Below are 17207 nucleotides of genomic sequence, written 5' to 3'. Positions count from 1 at the left end.
GCGACGGATAAAAGAGCTCTCCCCACACACGGGAGGGCTTTTTTTGTGATATATTCACGACATAAAAAAATCCACGCACGAGAGGTAACAATGACAGAGATACATCAAGGTTCCTGCCTATGTGGCGAGATAAACTTTGAAATTACAGGCGATTTTCAAAGTTTCTACTTATGTCACTGCACCCATTGTCGCAAAGATACGGGGAGTGCTCATGCTGCCAATCTCTTTTCTGGTACAGCAAAAATCAAATGGTTAAGCGGGGAAAAAACAAAAAGAACCTTCACCCTGCCCGGCACACAACACTGCAAAAGTTTTTGCACACAATGTGGCTCTGCCCTCCCCTATTATCTGGAAGGATTAAAATTACTTGTCGTCCCCGCCGGATCACTGGATAGCGATATCCCCCTCAAACCGGATAGCCACCTTTACTGGGCCAGCAAAGCAAATTGGGACGATGCTTTACACACGTTACCCCGTTTTGAAAAACGACCTGTCAAAAAATAACAGACATACTTTTGATCAACTCTCGCTGCGTTTTCGAAAATAAGGCCACCATTCCTTGCCGTAAGGAACCAGCACCCGCACCTTATAACCGTCGTCACGCAACTTGCGTTTAAGTGTATTGTTCACCCCGTAAGGGATTTCAAACTCGAAACTATCGGCACTCCAACCTTCCAGATTGGCTATCATCATAATCTGTTCGGCCACCTGATTATCTTCCAGTGCAAAAACAGGGGTCACTTGCTGGATCATCGCATCTTCGGACAACAAGATACGCGCCAATTTCATATAATTATCCAGAATCAAATCTTCATATTCCAGAGAATTCGCATCGTGCACTTTAAAAGGATGCATGGACAGGCGAATATTGCCCCCTTGGGAAATGATCGCCTTCACATCGTTCATACTGCGCATCAAGCCTGCCGGAATGGTCACACAGACAGGAACGTCAGATCGGCTTATGCCGCCATATAACGCCAGCAAGCGCTGCATCTGAATGCGTTCTGCGGCATGAAGGATAAGCATATTGCGTTCCCCCACACCATGACCGTCTCCATAGCCTTGACGGTCCTCAACATCGCGCACCGCAATCCTTTTGCCAAAGACTTGTGCCACTTGCCGACAGTGGACCTCGCCGCTTTTTCCTGATTTTAGATAACCCATTTCAGACGGCATCAAACTGAAACAGACTTCCAGACGTTCCTCATCCAAAATTTCCAACGTTTCAATCACCGTGGAAACATTTTCCTGGATAACCTCGATATCCTTCGACGCTTTACCCAGATGATGTAAACACACATGATATCCCATATCACGCAACTTTGCCGCCACTTCCACGGCTTCAACACCTGTGGTGGCCGGGACAAGTTTTTTTGCAATACCATGCATCAAAGGCGTATTTTGCGCCAGAAACCGAACAATAGAACTGCCTGCTATTTTTTTCTTCAAGCTCATAGGTTTATATAACTTCTTCCGCATTTCTCTTTATCAGGGTACGACCCCGTTTAGATTTGCGCAAGTCTGATCATAGCTTGAACGACAAAAAGCCGCATCCCAACCGGGTGCGGCTTTTTGTCGAAACGTCTTAATTAAAAGACCGTGTTAAATCAGCCCTGACGAGCCTTAAAACGCGGGTTCTTTTTATTAATAACATATACGCGGCCACGGCGGCGCACGACACGGCAGCCTTTTTCACGCAGCTTAGCGGATTTTAAAGAGTTGCGAACTTTCATAATCTCGTATCCTCAAACGCTTTGCCCATCTCCTCTGGATGAGCGGAGCCGGGAACATACGGAGATCACTGTGTTGAGTCAACAACAACAATCTCCAGATCGAAAAAAATGGTGGGTCGTACAAGATTTGAACTTGTGACCTCTGCCATGTCAAGGCAGCACTCTAACCAACTGAGCTAACGACCCATGTTTTACTCACTCCCGATACGGCAACTGAAGGATTACCCCGGAAGCGAGAGCGCTTTTAATCCGACAAACCGCACAAAGCAACCCCTTTTTTTCGTTTTTTTGTAGTTTTTGTTTTATTATTCTTACTTGCACCGTCTTTCTGGACGCGCTACTCAAACAATAGAGATATCATAGAATCGTAAGGAAATGGCGGAAATCATGGGCGCTTCCACAACAGAAGCATATGATCGTTTAGACGAGACATCAGGAGCCAAAGCATCCTTTATCATTCTGCATCCCAAAAAACAGACCACCCCTGTCGTCTATGCTTCACCTCATAGCGGCTGTTATTACCCTCAGGATTTCATCGAATCATCTCTTTTGAACCCGACCGCGTTGCGCCGTTCCGAAGATGCTTTTATTGATGAAATCTATGAAGCCTGCACCAAATTCGGCAGCCCCTTGCTGAAGGCCGTCTATCCGCGCGCCTATATAGATGTCAATCGGGAACCTTATGAACTGGATCCCAATATGTTCGATTCTCCCCTACCGTCATTCGTCAATACCGATTCACCACGCGCACAGGTCGGCTTGGGCACCATCGCCAAAATCGTGACGAACGGGGCCGATATCTATCGCAACAAATTGCATTTCCCCGTAATTGATGAACGTATCAAACGCCTGTACCACCCCTATCATGCTGCCCTGCGCCGCCTGATCGAAGAAACACGGGAACGGTTCGGCACCTGTTTACTGATTGACTGTCATTCCATGCCATCGGGTTCCCTCACACCGAACGGGGACTTTCAACGCATTGAGGCCGATATCATTTTAGGGGACCGTTTTGGCACCTCCTGTGACAGCTGGATTACAGAACGCACACAGCACGTGCTGGAAACACAAGGCTTCAGCGTGAAACGAAACCGCCCCTACGCCGGTGGGTTTACCACACAGCATTACGGCGAGCCTGCCCGCCAGACCCATGTTCTGCAAATCGAGCTCAACCGCGCCCTTTATATGGACGAGGATCACATCACCCCTTTACCACAATTAAACGACGTCAAAAGGCGTTTGCAGGCTGCCATAGAAGACCTGAATGCTTTGGCCAAAGCCTCTCTATAAAAACCTTTACTCAACTCTTTCTTGAGAAAAATAAACGCAGAATATCCTGAGGTTATAAGGCTTTTTATAACTTGATAAAAAACGCATAAGCGTCACAATCCTGTCATACGGCCCATGCTAGCTTTCATTCCTGTTTCTAAGTTCTAACTTTCTAATTCAGATCCAAACAGAGGATGAAATGAAAACCTTTAAACGTGCCCTTATTGCGGCCACTTTTGCAGTATCCTTGCCGACAATGGCACACGCAGCCAACATTAAAAATGTTATCCTGATGATCGGTGATGGCATGGGGCCACAACAGGTCGGGCTTTTGGAAACCTATGCCCAATATGCCCCGAATTCCATCTATAAAGGGAAAAACACCGCCATTTATAAAGTCGCCGAAGAAGGCGTCATCGGATCATCTTTGACCAACCCGACAGATGCGATCGTTGTCGATTCTGCCTGTTCCGCCACGCAACTGGCAACAGGGATATACACCGGTTCCGAAGTTATCGGCATTGATGCAGACGGCAACCACGTTGAAACTATTTTGGAAAAAGCCAAACGTCTGGGCAAGGCAACCGGGATCATTTCCGATACACGTCTCACGCATGCGACACCCGCAGCCTTTGCTGCCCATCAGCCGCACCGTTCACTGGAAAACGACATTGCCGTTGATATGTTAAAGACAAATGTGGATGTCATGCTGTCTGGCGGGATCCGCCATTTCATCCCGAAATCCACCAATGACAAGGGCGACGTTTACAATCAACTGGTGGAATTGACAGGTGGTTCCATCAAGCTGAAATCCAAACGTAAAGACGAACGTAACCTGTTGCTGGAAGCACAAAAAGCAGGCTATAGCCTTGCCTTTAATAAAGACCAGTTGGCTCATTCAAAAGGCGATAAACTTCTCGGATTGTTTGCTTATTCCGGTATGGCCGATGGTATTGAATACCGTCAGACAAAAAATGACGCCAAACGCACACAACCGACCTTGGCTGAAATGACACAAAAAGCCCTGAACGTTCTGGAAAAAGACAAAGACGGTTTTTTCCTGATGGTCGAAGGCGGCCAGATCGATTGGGCCGGTCATTCCAACGATGCGGGCACCATGCTCAATGAAATGGTTAAATTCGACGAAGCCGTTGCCAGCGTCCATGACTGGGCGAAGGGCCGCGATGATACTTTGGTCATCATCACCGCTGACCATGAAACCGGTTCCTTTGGTTTCAGCTATTCTTCAGCCAACCTGCCCAAGGCACAAAAACGTCCGGGCAAGGCGTTTGAAAACCGCGACTACAAACCGAACTTCAATTTCGGCAGCTTTGATATTCTGGACAGTCTTTATAACCAGAATATGAGCTATGGCACCCTATTTTCCAAGTTCGGCAAACTTGATAAAAAAAATCAAACACCTGCCATATTTGCAAAAATGGTCAATGACAGCTCCGATTTTGATATTACCGAACAACAGGCCGCACGCGTCCTGACGGATAAAGAAAACCCGTACCATGTGGAAGGCCACGGCTACCTAAAAGCCAAACAGGTTCCCGCCATCCACGATTTCGACGCTTATTTCCCCTATAATGACCGGGGCAACGTACTGGCGCGCGAACAGGCCACTAAACAAAACATCGTTTGGGGCACGGGCACCCATACAGCCGTTCCTGTCAATGTCTTTGCCTGGGGTCCGGCCGAAACCATCTTACCCGTCGCCAAGATCATGCATCACTCCGTTCTGGGGCAATATATGATCGATCAAATCAAATAAACCACCTGCCCATCCTAAAAGGGAAGGCTTCTCTCAAAACTGAGAGAGCTTTCCCTTTTTTAATGTCATTGGAAAAGCAAAAGGCTCAGCCCTTTTGGGGCTAAGCCTTTGAAATTACTTGGTGCGGGCGGGCGGACTTGAACCGCCAAGACCAAAAGGTCGGCAGATTTTAAGTCTGCTGTGTTTACCGATTTCACCACGCCCGCACAAAGTATGTGCGCCTTCGCGAAGAAAGCGCGCACACATTATCGCCGCCGATCCAATATGGCAAGAGTGTTTTACTCCTGAAGGCCAGCTTTTTTTAACATGGCGTGTAATTGGGTAATCACCAGCTCTTTCTTTTTCGTGGTTTGCACATCTTCGGTGAATTTTTCAACAAAGTTTGGCTGGCGTAAATGTTCCTGTACGCGTTGGCGCACCCAGTTTAATGTCCGTCCTTCAATCAACAAGCCAGACGCGCAAAACTGCAAAAGAGCTGTCGCACGTTGAAACAAGGTATCTTCAGGGCTATCCATTTTATCGATAATGCGTTCTTCGTTCAGATAATCAAAAATCAGGTCATCCAGCCAACTTGCAAACGTCTCGTTCATTTTATTGGGTAATTTGATCGCCAGCGCAGATTTTTGCAGTCCGGTTAAAATCTTCAATTTACGTTTCAACGGCAGTTTATAATGGACAATATCATGCACATGTTCTGGTCCTTCCATAAACTGCGGTAAGAACTTACAAACAATATCCGCGCAATCTTTACCAAATGGGGATTTGGACAGCGTCAACAGAAAACGAAGTTGCAGGATCGGCGCTTTAAGGTTCTCCATAATATATTCAATAGCTTCGCTCGGATTCTCAAGATTACGGTCCCGATTAAAACTGCGGGTACCACACATGGCGAGGGCTTCTGCCATTCCTTCCCCGCCAAGGATGGAGCCGTTTTTTGCAATAAACAAAGGCAACAACTGCTTAAAAGCGTGTTTTTCTTCATGTATATCGCCTTTGGTCAAGGATGAACGACTGCGTAGCATTTGTTCCACCCGGTTTGCCAAACGACTGCGGCTTTTCGCCATCGGCAGTTTTGTCATTAATTCACTGACACGTTGCAGACCCGGCGTATCCCATTTACGGGCCTCATAACGCGCAATACAAAGTTTCGTCAAAACATCAATAGCATTATAGCGATCCGGTTGCTGCCCCAGCATTTCTACAATCGCATTGGGAATGGCAAAAAACTCACTGAGGATTTCATCCAGAAAGAGGGCCGTATTTTCATGTAAGGCTTCAATATCGGCTTTACCCAATAATTCAAAGAGGACGACAAATTTTCCCTCCCACGATGGCGACATCATGGTGGACTTGCTCAGCGAAAGATTAACCCGGTAGCGTATGGCCGGATCATTTAAATCCCCTGCATTGGCGATATATTCGTTCAGTCCATCATTTTGCAGATTATCAAAACCGGACCCCCGTGCCTTTTCTTTGGCTTGATCAAAAAGATCAAATATCTTTTCGCGGCATTCCTGTTCATTCTTTTTAGCTTTAACCGCCTGAAGAGTCGCCAAATGTTCCACCGCGCTGGCAAAAAGTGCATCATCACAGAATTTTTCGAGCAAACGATGGTTATGCATCAATTCTGTGGGCGTAAATGTCATCTGGTCGCAATAATCGCGCAACATTCGACTCAGTGCCAACATGGATTGTGGTAAAAACAGATCATCCACGGTTTCATAGACCGGACAATCTGTAATGTGCCCCAAACCAGCTTTGCGTTTGATCGAATTTACATTTTCATTAAAAACGATCTTGTCTTCGCCCTCGCCTTTTTTAATCACCTGAGCTTCATCGACGACTTTTTGCTTGAGCAATTGACGAGACTGTTTAACCGCAGCAGCTTCACTATCTTTATAGGAATGTAGGCTCCACCGGTTCCCGCTTTTAACTTGAATAACGTATTGCGCCACGTTTTATTCCTAATTCGGTTTCTCTTTCGATTAAGCATATCAGGAGCTTCATAAGCTGTCACCTCGTTGCGCAAAAGTTTTTTAGGATTTATTAGGGCTTCCCCTGTAAAATACGACTGCACCATTGGGTGTAAAATTGGGAAAATACATTTTACATGTACGGAAATTGAGGAAAACGCTGTGACGATATTTCGCCTTGCCTTAACGGTTGCCAGTTTAACGATTTTAAGTGCCTGTGCAGATCTCCCCTTGCCAGAACCCTTGACAGAAACAGTGGCCGGGCAATCAACCAAGGCTGAACGATTAAAAGAAATATCCGAACGCATGCGTTGGATGGCACCGGAAAAGGCATGGCATTATAATTGTTTGTTTCTGAAACCCATTGCGCAGTTAAACCAAGACGAACAAATGCTCGCTCTCGTAAACTCGAAAATTCTATCCATTGCCCATTTCGAGGAAAAACGACTGGCCTACCGCTCTGCCGGTTCCTTATATCGTCGTGCTGCCGATCAAGGCATCGCCTATGCAAATGCCAAACTTGGCAATATCCTCATCGCCGGCAAAGGCGTTTCCCCCAATCCCATCGGCGGCACACAACTGGTTCAACAATCGGCACAACTGGATTGCGCCTTTGGACAATATCGATATGGCGAATTGTTAAGCAAGGGAATAGGTGTGAAAGCCAATTTTATCGACGCATGGGCATGGCTGGAACTGGCACGCCGCCAAGGTTATGAAGACGAGCAAAAACTACAGAACAAAGTTGAAGGCTTCCTTGGTCCGGTCCAGTTACAACTGGCAAATCAAAAAGCCGATACACTGCGCCAACAGTTGGATATTTTTAACAAAGGACCACAAAGTCAGCAGTTGATCCAATGTGTAACGCCGCGCAGCAAAGAACCCTTTATCACCCGTATGCGCGCGTGCCACGCCATGAGTGGTACCCACGTCGGCAGCCTGATTGATTACAGACAGAATAAATAGGTTAAACGTGACAAAACCATTAGATGGATTACTGGTCGTTGCCTTGGAACAGGCCGTCGCCGCCCCTTTATGTTCAGGACGGCTTGCTGATGCTGGTGCACGCGTTATTAAGATCGAACGATCCCAAGGGGATTTTGCGCGCCATTATGATTATGTCGTGCATGGTGAAAGTGCAAATTTTGTCTGGCTGAACAAAGGGAAGGAATCGCTGGTACTGGATATTAAGCAGCCCGACGATGCAAACCTATTGGAACGCATTCTGGCGAAGGCCGATGTCTTCATCCAGAACCTCGCCCCCGGTGCCGCCCAACGCGCTGGGTTTGGCAGTGACGATTTGCGTCAACGCTACCCCCGCTTAATCACCTGTGATATTACCGGATATGGCGAAGAGGCAACATTAGCAAGGATGAAAGCCTATGACCTGCTTGTTCAGGCAGAAACGGGTTTATGCAGCCTGACCGGTGGGCCAGAATCTCCGGGGCGCGTTGGCGTCTCTGTTTGTGATATTGCCGCTGGTATGAATGCTTATCAAGGTGTCCTGGAAGCCATCATTCAACGTGGTATTACAGGTAAAGGAAGCGGGTTATCCGTCTCCCTTTTTGATGGAATGGCAGACTGGATGACCGTACCATTATTATTTCAGGATTATACCGGGAATGCCCCTAAACGGGTGGGTTTGCGCCATCCCCGTATTGCCCCTTACGGTGCCTTTGAAACAAGTGATGGCAAACAAATTGTAATTTCCATTCAAAATGAACGGGAATGGGCCAGATTTGCCGATGACATATTGGGGCACCCGGAATGGGCAACCGACGGCCCCTTTTGCAGTGCTGTCTTACGCGTGGAAAACCGTACAGAACTGGACAAAATCGTCACCGACACTTTTGCAAAATTCACAAGCGATGTCATTTGCGAAAAACTATTGCGCTCGCAGATTGCCTTTGGTCGTCTGAATGATGTAAAAGGGCTTTCCACCCACCCCGCGTTACGCCGCATTCGTGTTGATAGTCCCAGCGGGCCGATTGACCTGCCCGCCCCGCCCGTTAAAGTCACTGGACAAAACCGGGAATACGGACCGATCCCCGAGATTGGCAGTCATTCGGACCGCATCAGAGAAGAGTTTGCAGAAAATGGTTAATTCCGTCATTATCGTCCTTGGTGCGGCTTCCACCAAAGAGGCAAGGCCCAGCGCAGCCCTTTTGCGCAGAACCCGCAGTGGCTGCGAACTGGCCTTACAAAAAGACGATCATGACCTTTTACTGTGTGGCGGTCAAACCAACAGCCACCATTTTGTAAAAGAAGCCGAAATCATGGCCAAAATTGCAGCGCAACACGGGCTGGACGACAAACGAATTGTACAAGAGGGCCAATCACGCAATACATTTGAAAATGCAATTTTTGCCAAACGTATGATTAAAGAAAAAGGCTGGCAGAATATTACAGTTGTCAGTGATCGTGTACATCTCTTGCGCGCCCGTATGGTCTTTGGCGCTTTGGGTATCAAGGCGCGTTTTGTCACCGCACACGCAGACCCTAAAATTGGATCGGGTCTCTTGATTGCCACACTCTATGAGGTTCCCGCTTTGCTTTGGTATGCAATTCGGATATTAAGTGGACATCACAAACCTTACTTGAAAAAATCTTAAGGGACGATTGAACGTATGAACGCCTTAAAACCGTTTATTTTGACGGCATTCTTACTCGCCTGTACCGGACAGGCTGTACAGGCACAATCGTGCAAACCCATCAGTCAGTTTGAAGGATTGTTTTTTGATGCCGGGGCATTCGTGGGCGATCAAAATATGGAAAGAAGTCTCGAAAACGCCCTCGTCGAAGGCGTTGAAAAAGTCGTTCTTTTCCCGGCCCCTGTTACCCAGCCCGCCAACCGTCCCCGTGCCTTGGAAAAGGTGTTTCCTGATCTGGTGCTCCGTGGTGCTTCTCCTTGGAGCAAGGCATCCCCGGTCATTTGGCCGGAGCCACTGGATATCACAATGTTCGGTTCCCTCGCCGATGAAATGGCGCGACATCCAGATCGCACTTATCTAATTTCTCACCTATCGCGGTTTGACCCGAAACATTTATCCAAACTCTTGGACAAGGCCCCAAATCTATGGCTTGGCCTAAGTTGGGAAGATTTAAAAATTTTAAATAAACAATGCGCGAACGGCCCGTTGCAATCCCTTGTGGATCAAGCCGACGGCCGTCTTGTTTTTGCCTCCTTCGGGCAAGATCGTCATTGGCAAAATTACAAGAAAACCATTCAGTCCTTGCGCAACTATATCGCCTTACTCAGTGAGGAAAAAAGCGAGGCAATCGCATTTCGTAATGCTGAACGTCTCTACAAAGTGGCCGTCAACGCGCCTTAATCCAACAAGGTATGGGTTGTCGTTGATGTTGCGTTTTGTTTCGCCTGAGCCAATAGATCCGGGTTTGCCTTTGTACGACGCCATTTTTCCAACTGACTGGCGCGACGTTTTGCAAAATCAAATTGATTGAGCTTTTGCTGCCCTGCAGACATGCTCGTAAGTGTTCTTTTGGCTTTCTGTTCGCGAAGAGCCCGACTACGCGCTTGGGTGACCGATCCGCCCATATGTTGGCGATATTGCGCCAAACGGTTTGCAATAACTTGTGCCTTTCCCAAATCTTCGCGCTGTTTCGTAATGCGCGTTCTAAAATTATTATTCAGCATCGCAATACGGGTATGGTCTACGGGGACAACCAATTTCACGTCGTCCGGCTGTGTCTTGATCTGCGCGACTTGAACACGATCCTCATGGGCTTCACGATTGGCATAATTCCAATAGGAAAGAACCTTTTCGCGATAATACATATTCTTTGTCGGCTCAGACGAATGATACCGCCCGGCAGCCGCCGACCATGATTTTTCCTCTTTAAACAAGCGAGTCAGGAATTGCGCGGCATATTGCGCATTCTGAAAAGGGTCAAAGGCCTCGTTTAAATTTTGAAACGCATCCGGGTGATAACGCAAATTGATTTGCATACACCCAACATCAATATTCTCGACCCCTTGGCTTTGCAATTTTTGCACATGCGCAATCGCTTGCCCTTTTGTTGGGAAATATTCACCGGCCCCACCGGAGGCAACTGTCCACGGCCAGGCAATATTTACCTTGTCCTCTTCTAGCCAGCGCCCGGACTCTGTCAATGAAATGGCACGCAACAAATTAGGTGTAATCTGATATCGGCGTTCAATTTCACGGGTAGCCATTTTACATAAGTCCATGTTTTTGTTTAGCTTAACTTCCGCCTGTACAGAGGATGTCCAAGCCATACCAACAAGAAGAAACAAAGACAAAAGACTATATTTTTTCATTTTCTTAGCCCAAGGTTGAGAAATTCATACCAAATAACAAGCAATCCTTATGCCAACTCATTGAATGTTAGGCGTACAAACAACTTAAGCCTTATAAAAAATTAAAAATAAATTAAAATACAGTTGATTTTCACTTTTGGATATGCTTTATACTGCTTTCAGCAATTACATTATTAACTGTTTAGATGTTAATTGCTTTCTTGGACGTTTCCTCCCAAACTATTACAGGCTCATCTACGGATGGGCCTTTTTTTTATTCTTAATTTATTGGCATTCCTAAATATGAAAAAAGGTAAAAATAACTAAAATCAAGTTATTTTTATTTCTGCTTTAAAACGGAAATCGGACCACTCCCTCCCCTTTAATCTTTCCTCACATCCCCCCATATCAAAAGGATAAACGGGCGAGGAGGATGACCAATGCATAAGATCGCTTTATTGGGACTTGGGAATGTTGGCACATTGGCCGGTATTTTATTGCAACAAGCTGGATTTCACGTTGTCGGTTTCGATCAATTTACGCCCCGTCAAGAACTCCCTTACCCTACCATTGAAACAGACCTGAGCAACGCCGAACAGTTAAAAAAGGAACTCAAAAGTTTTGACGGGGTCCTTTCTGCCCTTCCATATGCCCTCAATCCATTGGTTGCTCAAATCGCCCATGATCTGGATTTACACTATTTCGATCTGACAGAAGACGTGCACGTCACACAGAAAGTACGAGAACTCAGCCAAACCGGTAAGCGTTTAATGGCCCCACAGTGTGGCCTTGCACCGGGTTTCATTTCCATTGTCGCAAGCCACCTCAGCACCCCGTTTGACCGGGTGCGCGCCATTCGCATGCGGGTCGGGGCGCTGCCTCAACACCCGACGGGGCTTTTAGGCTATGCGTTCAATTGGTCCCCCGAAGGGGTGGTCAACGAATATCTGAATGACTGCGAAGTCATTGAAGAAGGCCAACATAAATGGGTTTCACCAATGGAATGGATCGAGACCCTGCACGTGAATGGGCGCAAATACGAAGCCTTCACCACATCGGGCGGCTTGGGCACCATGTGTGAAACATTTAAGGGACGGGTGGAAAATCTTGATTACAAAACCATCCGCTATCCCGGACATGCCCAGTTGATGAACTTCTTTTTCCATGAGTTGCTCATGCGGGAAAGACGCGAAGAAGCCGGCAAAATTCTCACCAACGCCAAACCGCGTGTGGATGACGATATGGTTGTCATTCATACCTCTGTTGAAGGAGAAATCGCCGGACATTTGCAAAGGCGTGAATTTGTGCGCACCTACTACCCAAAACCAATTTACCACGACATGCGCCGCGCCATCGCCTGGACAACCACCGCATCGGTCTGTGCTGTTATCGAAATGGTCAGAGACGGCACCTTACCCCAAACGGGTTTCCTCAAACAGGAAGATATTTCACTGGATGCCTTTCTCAATACAAAATCCGGCGCACTCTATCGGGAGGAAAGATAAATGCCCCACCTTCGCAATATTTTAGAAGACTTGGAACTGCCCATTGACGGCAATGGTGATCTCAGTGTCATCAGTCCCATTGATGGCTCCACCATCGCCAAAGTCTTCCAAACGCCCTTGAACGACATTAGTCAAATAGCAGAACGATCACAGGCGGCTTTCTTAAAATGGCGCAATATCCCGGCCCCACGCCGGGGAGAACTGGTCCGCCTGTGGGGGGAAGAATTGCGTGCCTGTAAAGAACAGATCGGTGCACTTATTTCCTTCGAAGTTGGCAAAATTCTGCAAGAAGGCTTGGGCGAGGTGCAAGAAGCGATTGACATTTGTGACCTCTGCGTCGGGCAATCACGTCAACTCTTTGGTAAAACCATCACCAGCGAGCGCCCAGAACATCGCATGATGGAACAATGGCATCCCCTTGGCCCTGTTGCCATTATCACCGCTTTCAACTTTCCCTGCGCTGTCTTTGCATGGAATGCTGCAAATGCCTTGATCTGCGGCGATCCCATTATTTTAAAACCATCGGAAAAATCACCTCTATCCGGTATCGCTACCCTCAATGCGCTGCTGCGTGCCATTGATAAATTCGGGGACGAGGCCCCCGACGATCTCGCCCAAGTCATCATCGGCGGCACAACACACAGTAAATCCCTCGTCAGTAATCCGCATATGGCCTTGGTCAGTGCAACCGGATCAACCGATATGGGCCGATCTGTTGCCCTCAGCGTTGCCCAGCGCTTTGGTCGGCGTATTCTGGAACTCGGCGGTAACAATGCCATGATCGTCACCGCACATGCCAACCTTGACCTTGCCGTTCGTGCCATTGTTTTTGGGGCGGTCGGAACCTGTGGGCAACGCTGTACCTCCTTGCGCCGTATTTTTGTTCATTCCAGCCTCAGCAAAGAATTGCTCAACCGGATTGAGCAAGCTTATGCCAGCCTGAAAATCGGCAATCCATTAAACGAAGATACCTTGGTTGGCCCCTTGATTGACAAGGCTGCATTTGAAAAATTCCAATCCACCCTAAACCGGGCAAAATCCGAAGGTGGTGAAGTGCGCAGCGGCGGTGAACGGGTTTTACAAGACGTCTATTCAGAGGCCTATTACGTCAGCCCCGCCCTTGTGAAAATGCCAACCCAAACCGCTATCATGCGCGAAGAGACCTTCGCCCCCATTCTGTATATCGTCGATTATGACGATTTTGATACCGCCATACATTTGCATAATGATGTCCCACAAGGCCTATCCTCCTGCATTATTTCTGACAATATGCAGGAGGTTGAATATTTCCTCGGTACCAACGGATCAGACTGCGGAATTGCCAATGTCAACATGGGCCCAAGTGGTGCCGAGATCGGAGGGGCCTTCGGTGGTGAAAAAGAAACGGGTGGTGATCGCGAAACCGGATCAGACGCCTGGCGTAACTATATGCGCAGGACAACCAACGCCATCAACTATTCCCATGACATGCCATTGGCGCAGGGGATCAGCTTCGGGCAAGATTAAATTTTGCCCCTCCCCTATGCAAAACGCGAATTTCCTGCTAAAAGCGCGCCATCATTTTACATTATTAAATAGGACATTGCGACCATGAGCCTCGCTTCCCAATGCGACCTGTGTTCCAGCACGGACGCACTTTCAACCTTTGACGTTACAGCCGAGGAAACCATCACGGTCTGCGATACCTGTAAAGGCCAGATTGAAAATAACGACACAATGGATGTCCATCATTGGCGTTGCCTGAATGACAGTATGTGGTCACAGGAAAGCGGCGTCCAGATTATGGCTTGGCGTTTGCTGACCACATTGGCACAGAAAGGCGAAGGTTGGGCACAAGACGCGCTTGATATGCTTTATCTGGAAGATGATGTCTTGCAAAAAGCCAAAGCAGGCATGGCACAAGATGCCGATGATGATGACGACGTCAAACATATCGACAGCAATGGTGCGGTGTTAGAAGCGGGCGACACGGTCATTTTGATCAAAGACCTGAATGTAAAAGGCGGCGGATTTACCGCCAAACGCGGAACAGCTGTGCGCAACATCTCATTGGTTCCCGATAATGCAGAACATATCGAAGGCCGTGTCAGTGGACAGCAGATTGTTATTTTGACAAAGTTCGTGAAGAAATCCACTTAAGCATGAAAAAAGCAACCCCGCCCTGCAAACCCGCAACACAGGCACGATGCAAGCGTCTGAAAATCGGTCAATGTATCGAATGCGAAAAAACCAAACCGAAGCAGGGCGGAACGCGTAAAACAGAAGAAATCAGCCTGCAAACTTCAAAACAGTAATGCTTTCTTCCTGCATAACATCCATGCGGATTAGTTCGTTGATGGCCTCGTCACACAGGTTCGGGGCATCTTCGTTCGCGACTTCCCAGCTCCAGTGATTGTCCTTAAGAATAATACGTCCCTTGCCCGCGTTGACATAATCGACAATCTCGCGTTCCAGCTTTTCAAGATCCCCCATATCAACCCCATAAATTTGGGTATGAATTTTGATCCCCGCTTTGTTGGCTTCGCGCAACATACAGCTCGCACCCGGGCTTTTTCCATCCCACAACAAGATCAGCGCATCGGCATAATTGGCCATATCTCGGTTACGCAGCTCACCGGCAACACGGCCATGCGTCAACCAATCTGCGGGAAACGGTCGCACAGGAACCCCGTTGGCCCGCCCCCATTCCTCGCCCATGACATCTACGCCACGACATGTCCCGGATACGACTTCCGTAATCTCGAAACCGGATGCGGCAATGGTTTGTTTCAAGGCTTCCTTATCTTCAATTTGACGTGAGCCTGCAATAATTGTTTTCATCTCTCCCCCTCCTTACAGACTGAAATGAGTGGCCTTTATATCATAACTGAAAATATTCAGCACCCCCTATTGGTCACGACAAGATCGGCGCTTCCTCGCGATGGGCACAATTTTGCCAACTGCATAAACGGCAGCTTAAACCGACCCGATCACTCAATTTCTCAGAACTCATATCCAGTCCATCAGCATAAACGGTCTGTTCAGCATGCAAAGTCTCACAGGCCAACATCGTGGCCTTGAGAACACGCGGCTGAGAATAGCCATGCTGGTCGGAGGCCTCAGCCTTTGCAAAAAACAAAAACCGTTCTTTATTGGGGAACAACGTAATCTGACGCACAATGCGCCCCGGCGTTTGGAAAGAACTGTATATATCCCACAAAGGACACGCATTCCCGTGGCGGGGAATGGGCAGACGCGGCAATGTCAAACGTTTGATAATGCGGCCTGCCGGATTAATATGCATCAGGGCAAAAGGGATCCCTTCCGATTTCGGTTTTCGCAAACTGACCAGACGGCTGGCGGCCTGCAAAAAACTGACCGTGTATTTACGTGACAAAACATCCACGTCATAACGTTCACGCACCGCATCTTCGAGAAATTCATCATAGGGCATCAATAAAGCGCGTGCCGAATACGAAATCAACGCAATGGCCGCGAGTTCCTGAGCCGCCGGCGAGATCAAAAAATCGGATTTTCGAATTTCTTCAGAGATCAAATCGGCCAAGGACAATTCAACCAACAAACAGGCCATTTCATAACGTCGTGTAAGGGCGGATGCATAAGACGGCACACTTAACACGCGTTTGGTCGGGTTGTAGCTGCATTGATGCAATTTACCGACAAAGCCAATTTCACGATCTTTTGAAAAAGTCACTTTCACATCAAATTTTCGTTCCAGAAAATCCTGAATGACACGTTCCGTATCCCCGCCATGAAAATCCGCCTCCGCCAACATATCCGCCGCCGCATTTTCCAGTGTTGGAAAAAACCCCTGATGATCCATGACAAAATCATCCACTTCTTCAGCAGGTGTCATGGATCGGGTTTGGACTTTTGCATTATCCAGAAAATTGCCCAGCCCGGCAGCAACCCCTGCCAATTTTTGACTTTCTTCGGAAAGAATAGATAAAAACCGTGCACGATCAGCGTCCTTCATATCCAGTGCCGTTCCCAGAATTTCAGAGGAAGAACGGATCGAAGTCGCATTCGTCAACATCTGGAAAATGGCATCATCAATATAAGGCGCATAATTGAGACGTTCCGAAAGTGCTTTGATTGTTTGCCCCTGATCCACATACGTGCGGTAGAGAATTTTTAAAGCCCGTGCCCAGCGCGGATGCTGCCCGACAAGATTCGGCGCTGTCGCATGCGTTAAATCCATGTTCTGAAATAGAGGATCCGTGGTCAGTTCATTTAAATCCATAATCAGGCGACGATCGCTTTCCCCATCCAGCGAACCGATGTCAAGCCCGAGCTCCTGAGAGATGCGCTGCAACAATTTGCCACCAATCGCACGTTTATTGTTTTCAATCAGATTAAGATATGACCCCGAAATGCCCAAGCGTTCCGCCAGTTGTGCTTGCGTAATACCAACCTGTTTTCGTTGTTTTTTGATTTTCAATCCAATAGGGGCACGGGCCATTACCTGTCTCTCCGGTCAAAAAAAATATTGCGGCGCAATGTCAATAATTTACAACTTCACACAAAATCATTTTATAAAATTGACAAAAAAATAACGTTACGTCAAAGGCTTATTGTTCTTTTTAAAAATTACATGTACTTCTATTAAATAATTACAAAAGTACCGTAAGGTCGAAAATAGCTTAGAATTGACGGATAACACTAAATCAT

The 17207-nt window shown here is 47.5% G+C and carries 17 protein-coding genes and 2 tRNA genes; 11 read left to right on the top strand and 8 right to left on the bottom strand.

Features of this window, described 5'->3' with window-relative positions; genetic code table 11:
* Nucleotides 1-90 precede the first annotated feature (90 nt).
* On the top strand, nt 91-504 hold the full coding sequence (locus ACN0VA_RS14030; protein WP_417821763.1) for a GFA family protein: 414 nt from the start codon (nt 91-93) through the stop codon (nt 502-504).
* 15 nt (nt 505-519) lie between these two features.
* Here the strand turns inward: ACN0VA_RS14030 and ACN0VA_RS14025 are convergent, their stop codons facing one another.
* The 3 genes from ACN0VA_RS14025 to ACN0VA_RS14015 form a co-directional block, all read right to left on the bottom strand.
* Nucleotides 520-1455 (bottom strand): proline dehydrogenase family protein, encoded by a 936-nt coding sequence (locus ACN0VA_RS14025; protein ID WP_417821762.1) that lies wholly within the window; start codon nt 1453-1455, stop codon nt 520-522.
* 152 nt (nt 1456-1607) lie between these two features.
* Nucleotides 1608-1733 carry a type B 50S ribosomal protein L36 gene (gene ykgO / locus ACN0VA_RS14020; RefSeq protein ID WP_069189558.1) on the bottom strand — a complete coding sequence of 42 codons (126 nt, stop codon included), beginning with the start codon at nt 1731-1733 and terminating at the stop codon, nt 1608-1610.
* A gap of 109 nt (nt 1734-1842) precedes the next feature.
* Nucleotides 1843-1919: transfer RNA gene (locus tag ACN0VA_RS14015), tRNA-Val, on the bottom strand.
* Between the two features lie 201 nt (nt 1920-2120).
* Here ACN0VA_RS14015 and ACN0VA_RS14010 point away from each other — a divergent pair.
* Together ACN0VA_RS14010 and ACN0VA_RS14005 are read left to right on the top strand one after the other, a co-directional pair.
* Complete coding sequence (locus tag ACN0VA_RS14010; RefSeq protein ID WP_417821761.1) at nt 2121-3023, top strand: N-formylglutamate amidohydrolase; 903 nt, start codon at nt 2121-2123, stop codon at nt 3021-3023.
* Nucleotides 3024-3201: 178 nt separating this feature from the next.
* Nucleotides 3202-4779: an alkaline phosphatase gene (locus tag ACN0VA_RS14005; protein ID WP_417821760.1), complete on the top strand. Its 1578-nt coding sequence runs from the start codon at nt 3202-3204 to the stop codon at nt 4777-4779.
* Nucleotides 4780-4898: 119 nt separating this feature from the next.
* On the opposite strand, the gene ACN0VA_RS14000 is transcribed toward ACN0VA_RS14005, so the two are convergent.
* Nucleotides 4899-4985 (bottom strand) — tRNA-Leu (locus ACN0VA_RS14000).
* 72 nt (nt 4986-5057) lie between these two features.
* Nucleotides 5058-6734, bottom strand: a complete 1677-nt coding sequence (locus ACN0VA_RS13995) for a hypothetical protein (protein WP_417821759.1) — start codon at nt 6732-6734, stop codon at nt 5058-5060.
* Between the two features lie 180 nt (nt 6735-6914).
* Between ACN0VA_RS13995 and ACN0VA_RS13990 the strand changes: the two genes are divergently transcribed.
* From ACN0VA_RS13990 to ACN0VA_RS13975, 4 genes are read left to right on the top strand one after another with little or no spacing between them, the layout of a single operon-like run.
* Nucleotides 6915-7718, top strand: a complete 804-nt coding sequence (locus ACN0VA_RS13990; protein ID WP_417821758.1) for a tetratricopeptide repeat protein — start codon at nt 6915-6917, stop codon at nt 7716-7718.
* Between the two features lie 7 nt (nt 7719-7725).
* On the top strand, nt 7726-8856 hold the full coding sequence (locus ACN0VA_RS13985) for a CaiB/BaiF CoA transferase family protein (protein WP_417821757.1): 1131 nt from the start codon (nt 7726-7728) through the stop codon (nt 8854-8856).
* Nucleotides 8849-9364 carry a YdcF family protein gene (locus ACN0VA_RS13980; protein ID WP_417821756.1) on the top strand — a complete coding sequence of 172 codons (516 nt, stop codon included), beginning with the start codon at nt 8849-8851 and terminating at the stop codon, nt 9362-9364. The genes ACN0VA_RS13985 and ACN0VA_RS13980 overlap by 8 nt, the downstream gene beginning before the upstream one ends.
* Before the next feature lie 15 nt (nt 9365-9379).
* On the top strand, nt 9380-10084 hold the full coding sequence (locus tag ACN0VA_RS13975; RefSeq protein WP_417821755.1) for a hypothetical protein: 705 nt from the start codon (nt 9380-9382) through the stop codon (nt 10082-10084).
* Here ACN0VA_RS13975 and ACN0VA_RS13970 read toward each other — a convergent pair.
* Nucleotides 10081-11052, bottom strand: coding sequence for a transglycosylase SLT domain-containing protein (locus ACN0VA_RS13970; RefSeq protein WP_417821754.1), 972 nt, complete (start codon nt 11050-11052; stop codon nt 10081-10083). The genes ACN0VA_RS13975 and ACN0VA_RS13970 overlap by 4 nt on opposite strands.
* A gap of 419 nt (nt 11053-11471) precedes the next feature.
* Here ACN0VA_RS13970 and ACN0VA_RS13965 point away from each other — a divergent pair, with 419 nt between their 5' ends.
* From ACN0VA_RS13965 to ACN0VA_RS13950, 4 genes are all read left to right on the top strand, one after another.
* Nucleotides 11472-12536 carry a saccharopine dehydrogenase C-terminal domain-containing protein gene (locus ACN0VA_RS13965; protein ID WP_417821753.1) on the top strand — a complete coding sequence of 355 codons (1065 nt, stop codon included), beginning with the start codon at nt 11472-11474 and terminating at the stop codon, nt 12534-12536.
* On the top strand, nt 12537-14042 hold the full coding sequence (locus ACN0VA_RS13960; protein WP_417821752.1) for an aldehyde dehydrogenase family protein: 1506 nt from the start codon (nt 12537-12539) through the stop codon (nt 14040-14042).
* Nucleotides 14043-14126: 84 nt separating this feature from the next.
* Entirely contained in the window at nt 14127-14675 is a 549-nt protein-coding gene (locus tag ACN0VA_RS13955; RefSeq protein ID WP_417821751.1) for a PhnA domain-containing protein, read from the top strand.
* A 2-nt stretch (nt 14676-14677) separates the two neighbouring features.
* The gene (locus ACN0VA_RS13950; RefSeq protein ID WP_417821750.1) at nt 14678-14830 is read left to right on the top strand and encodes a hypothetical protein; all 153 of its coding nucleotides are present in this window, start codon (nt 14678-14680) and stop codon (nt 14828-14830) included.
* Here the strand turns inward: ACN0VA_RS13950 and ACN0VA_RS13945 are convergent.
* Together ACN0VA_RS13945 and ACN0VA_RS13940 are read right to left on the bottom strand one after the other, a co-directional pair.
* Complete coding sequence (locus ACN0VA_RS13945) at nt 14805-15356, bottom strand: DUF2493 domain-containing protein (RefSeq protein WP_417821749.1); 552 nt, start codon at nt 15354-15356, stop codon at nt 14805-14807. The genes ACN0VA_RS13950 and ACN0VA_RS13945 overlap by 26 nt on opposite strands.
* A 73-nt stretch (nt 15357-15429) precedes the next feature.
* Nucleotides 15430-16998 (bottom strand): helix-turn-helix domain-containing protein, encoded by a 1569-nt coding sequence (locus tag ACN0VA_RS13940; protein WP_417821748.1) that lies wholly within the window; start codon nt 16996-16998, stop codon nt 15430-15432.
* Nucleotides 16999-17207 lie beyond the last annotated feature (209 nt).

The organism is Terasakiella sp. (genome assembly GCF_048267425.1).
GTDB lineage: Bacteria > Pseudomonadota > Alphaproteobacteria > Rhodospirillales > Terasakiellaceae > Terasakiella.
The sequence above is the reverse complement of the archived record's forward strand: the minus strand, read 5'-3'. Positions and strand labels throughout refer to the sequence as shown.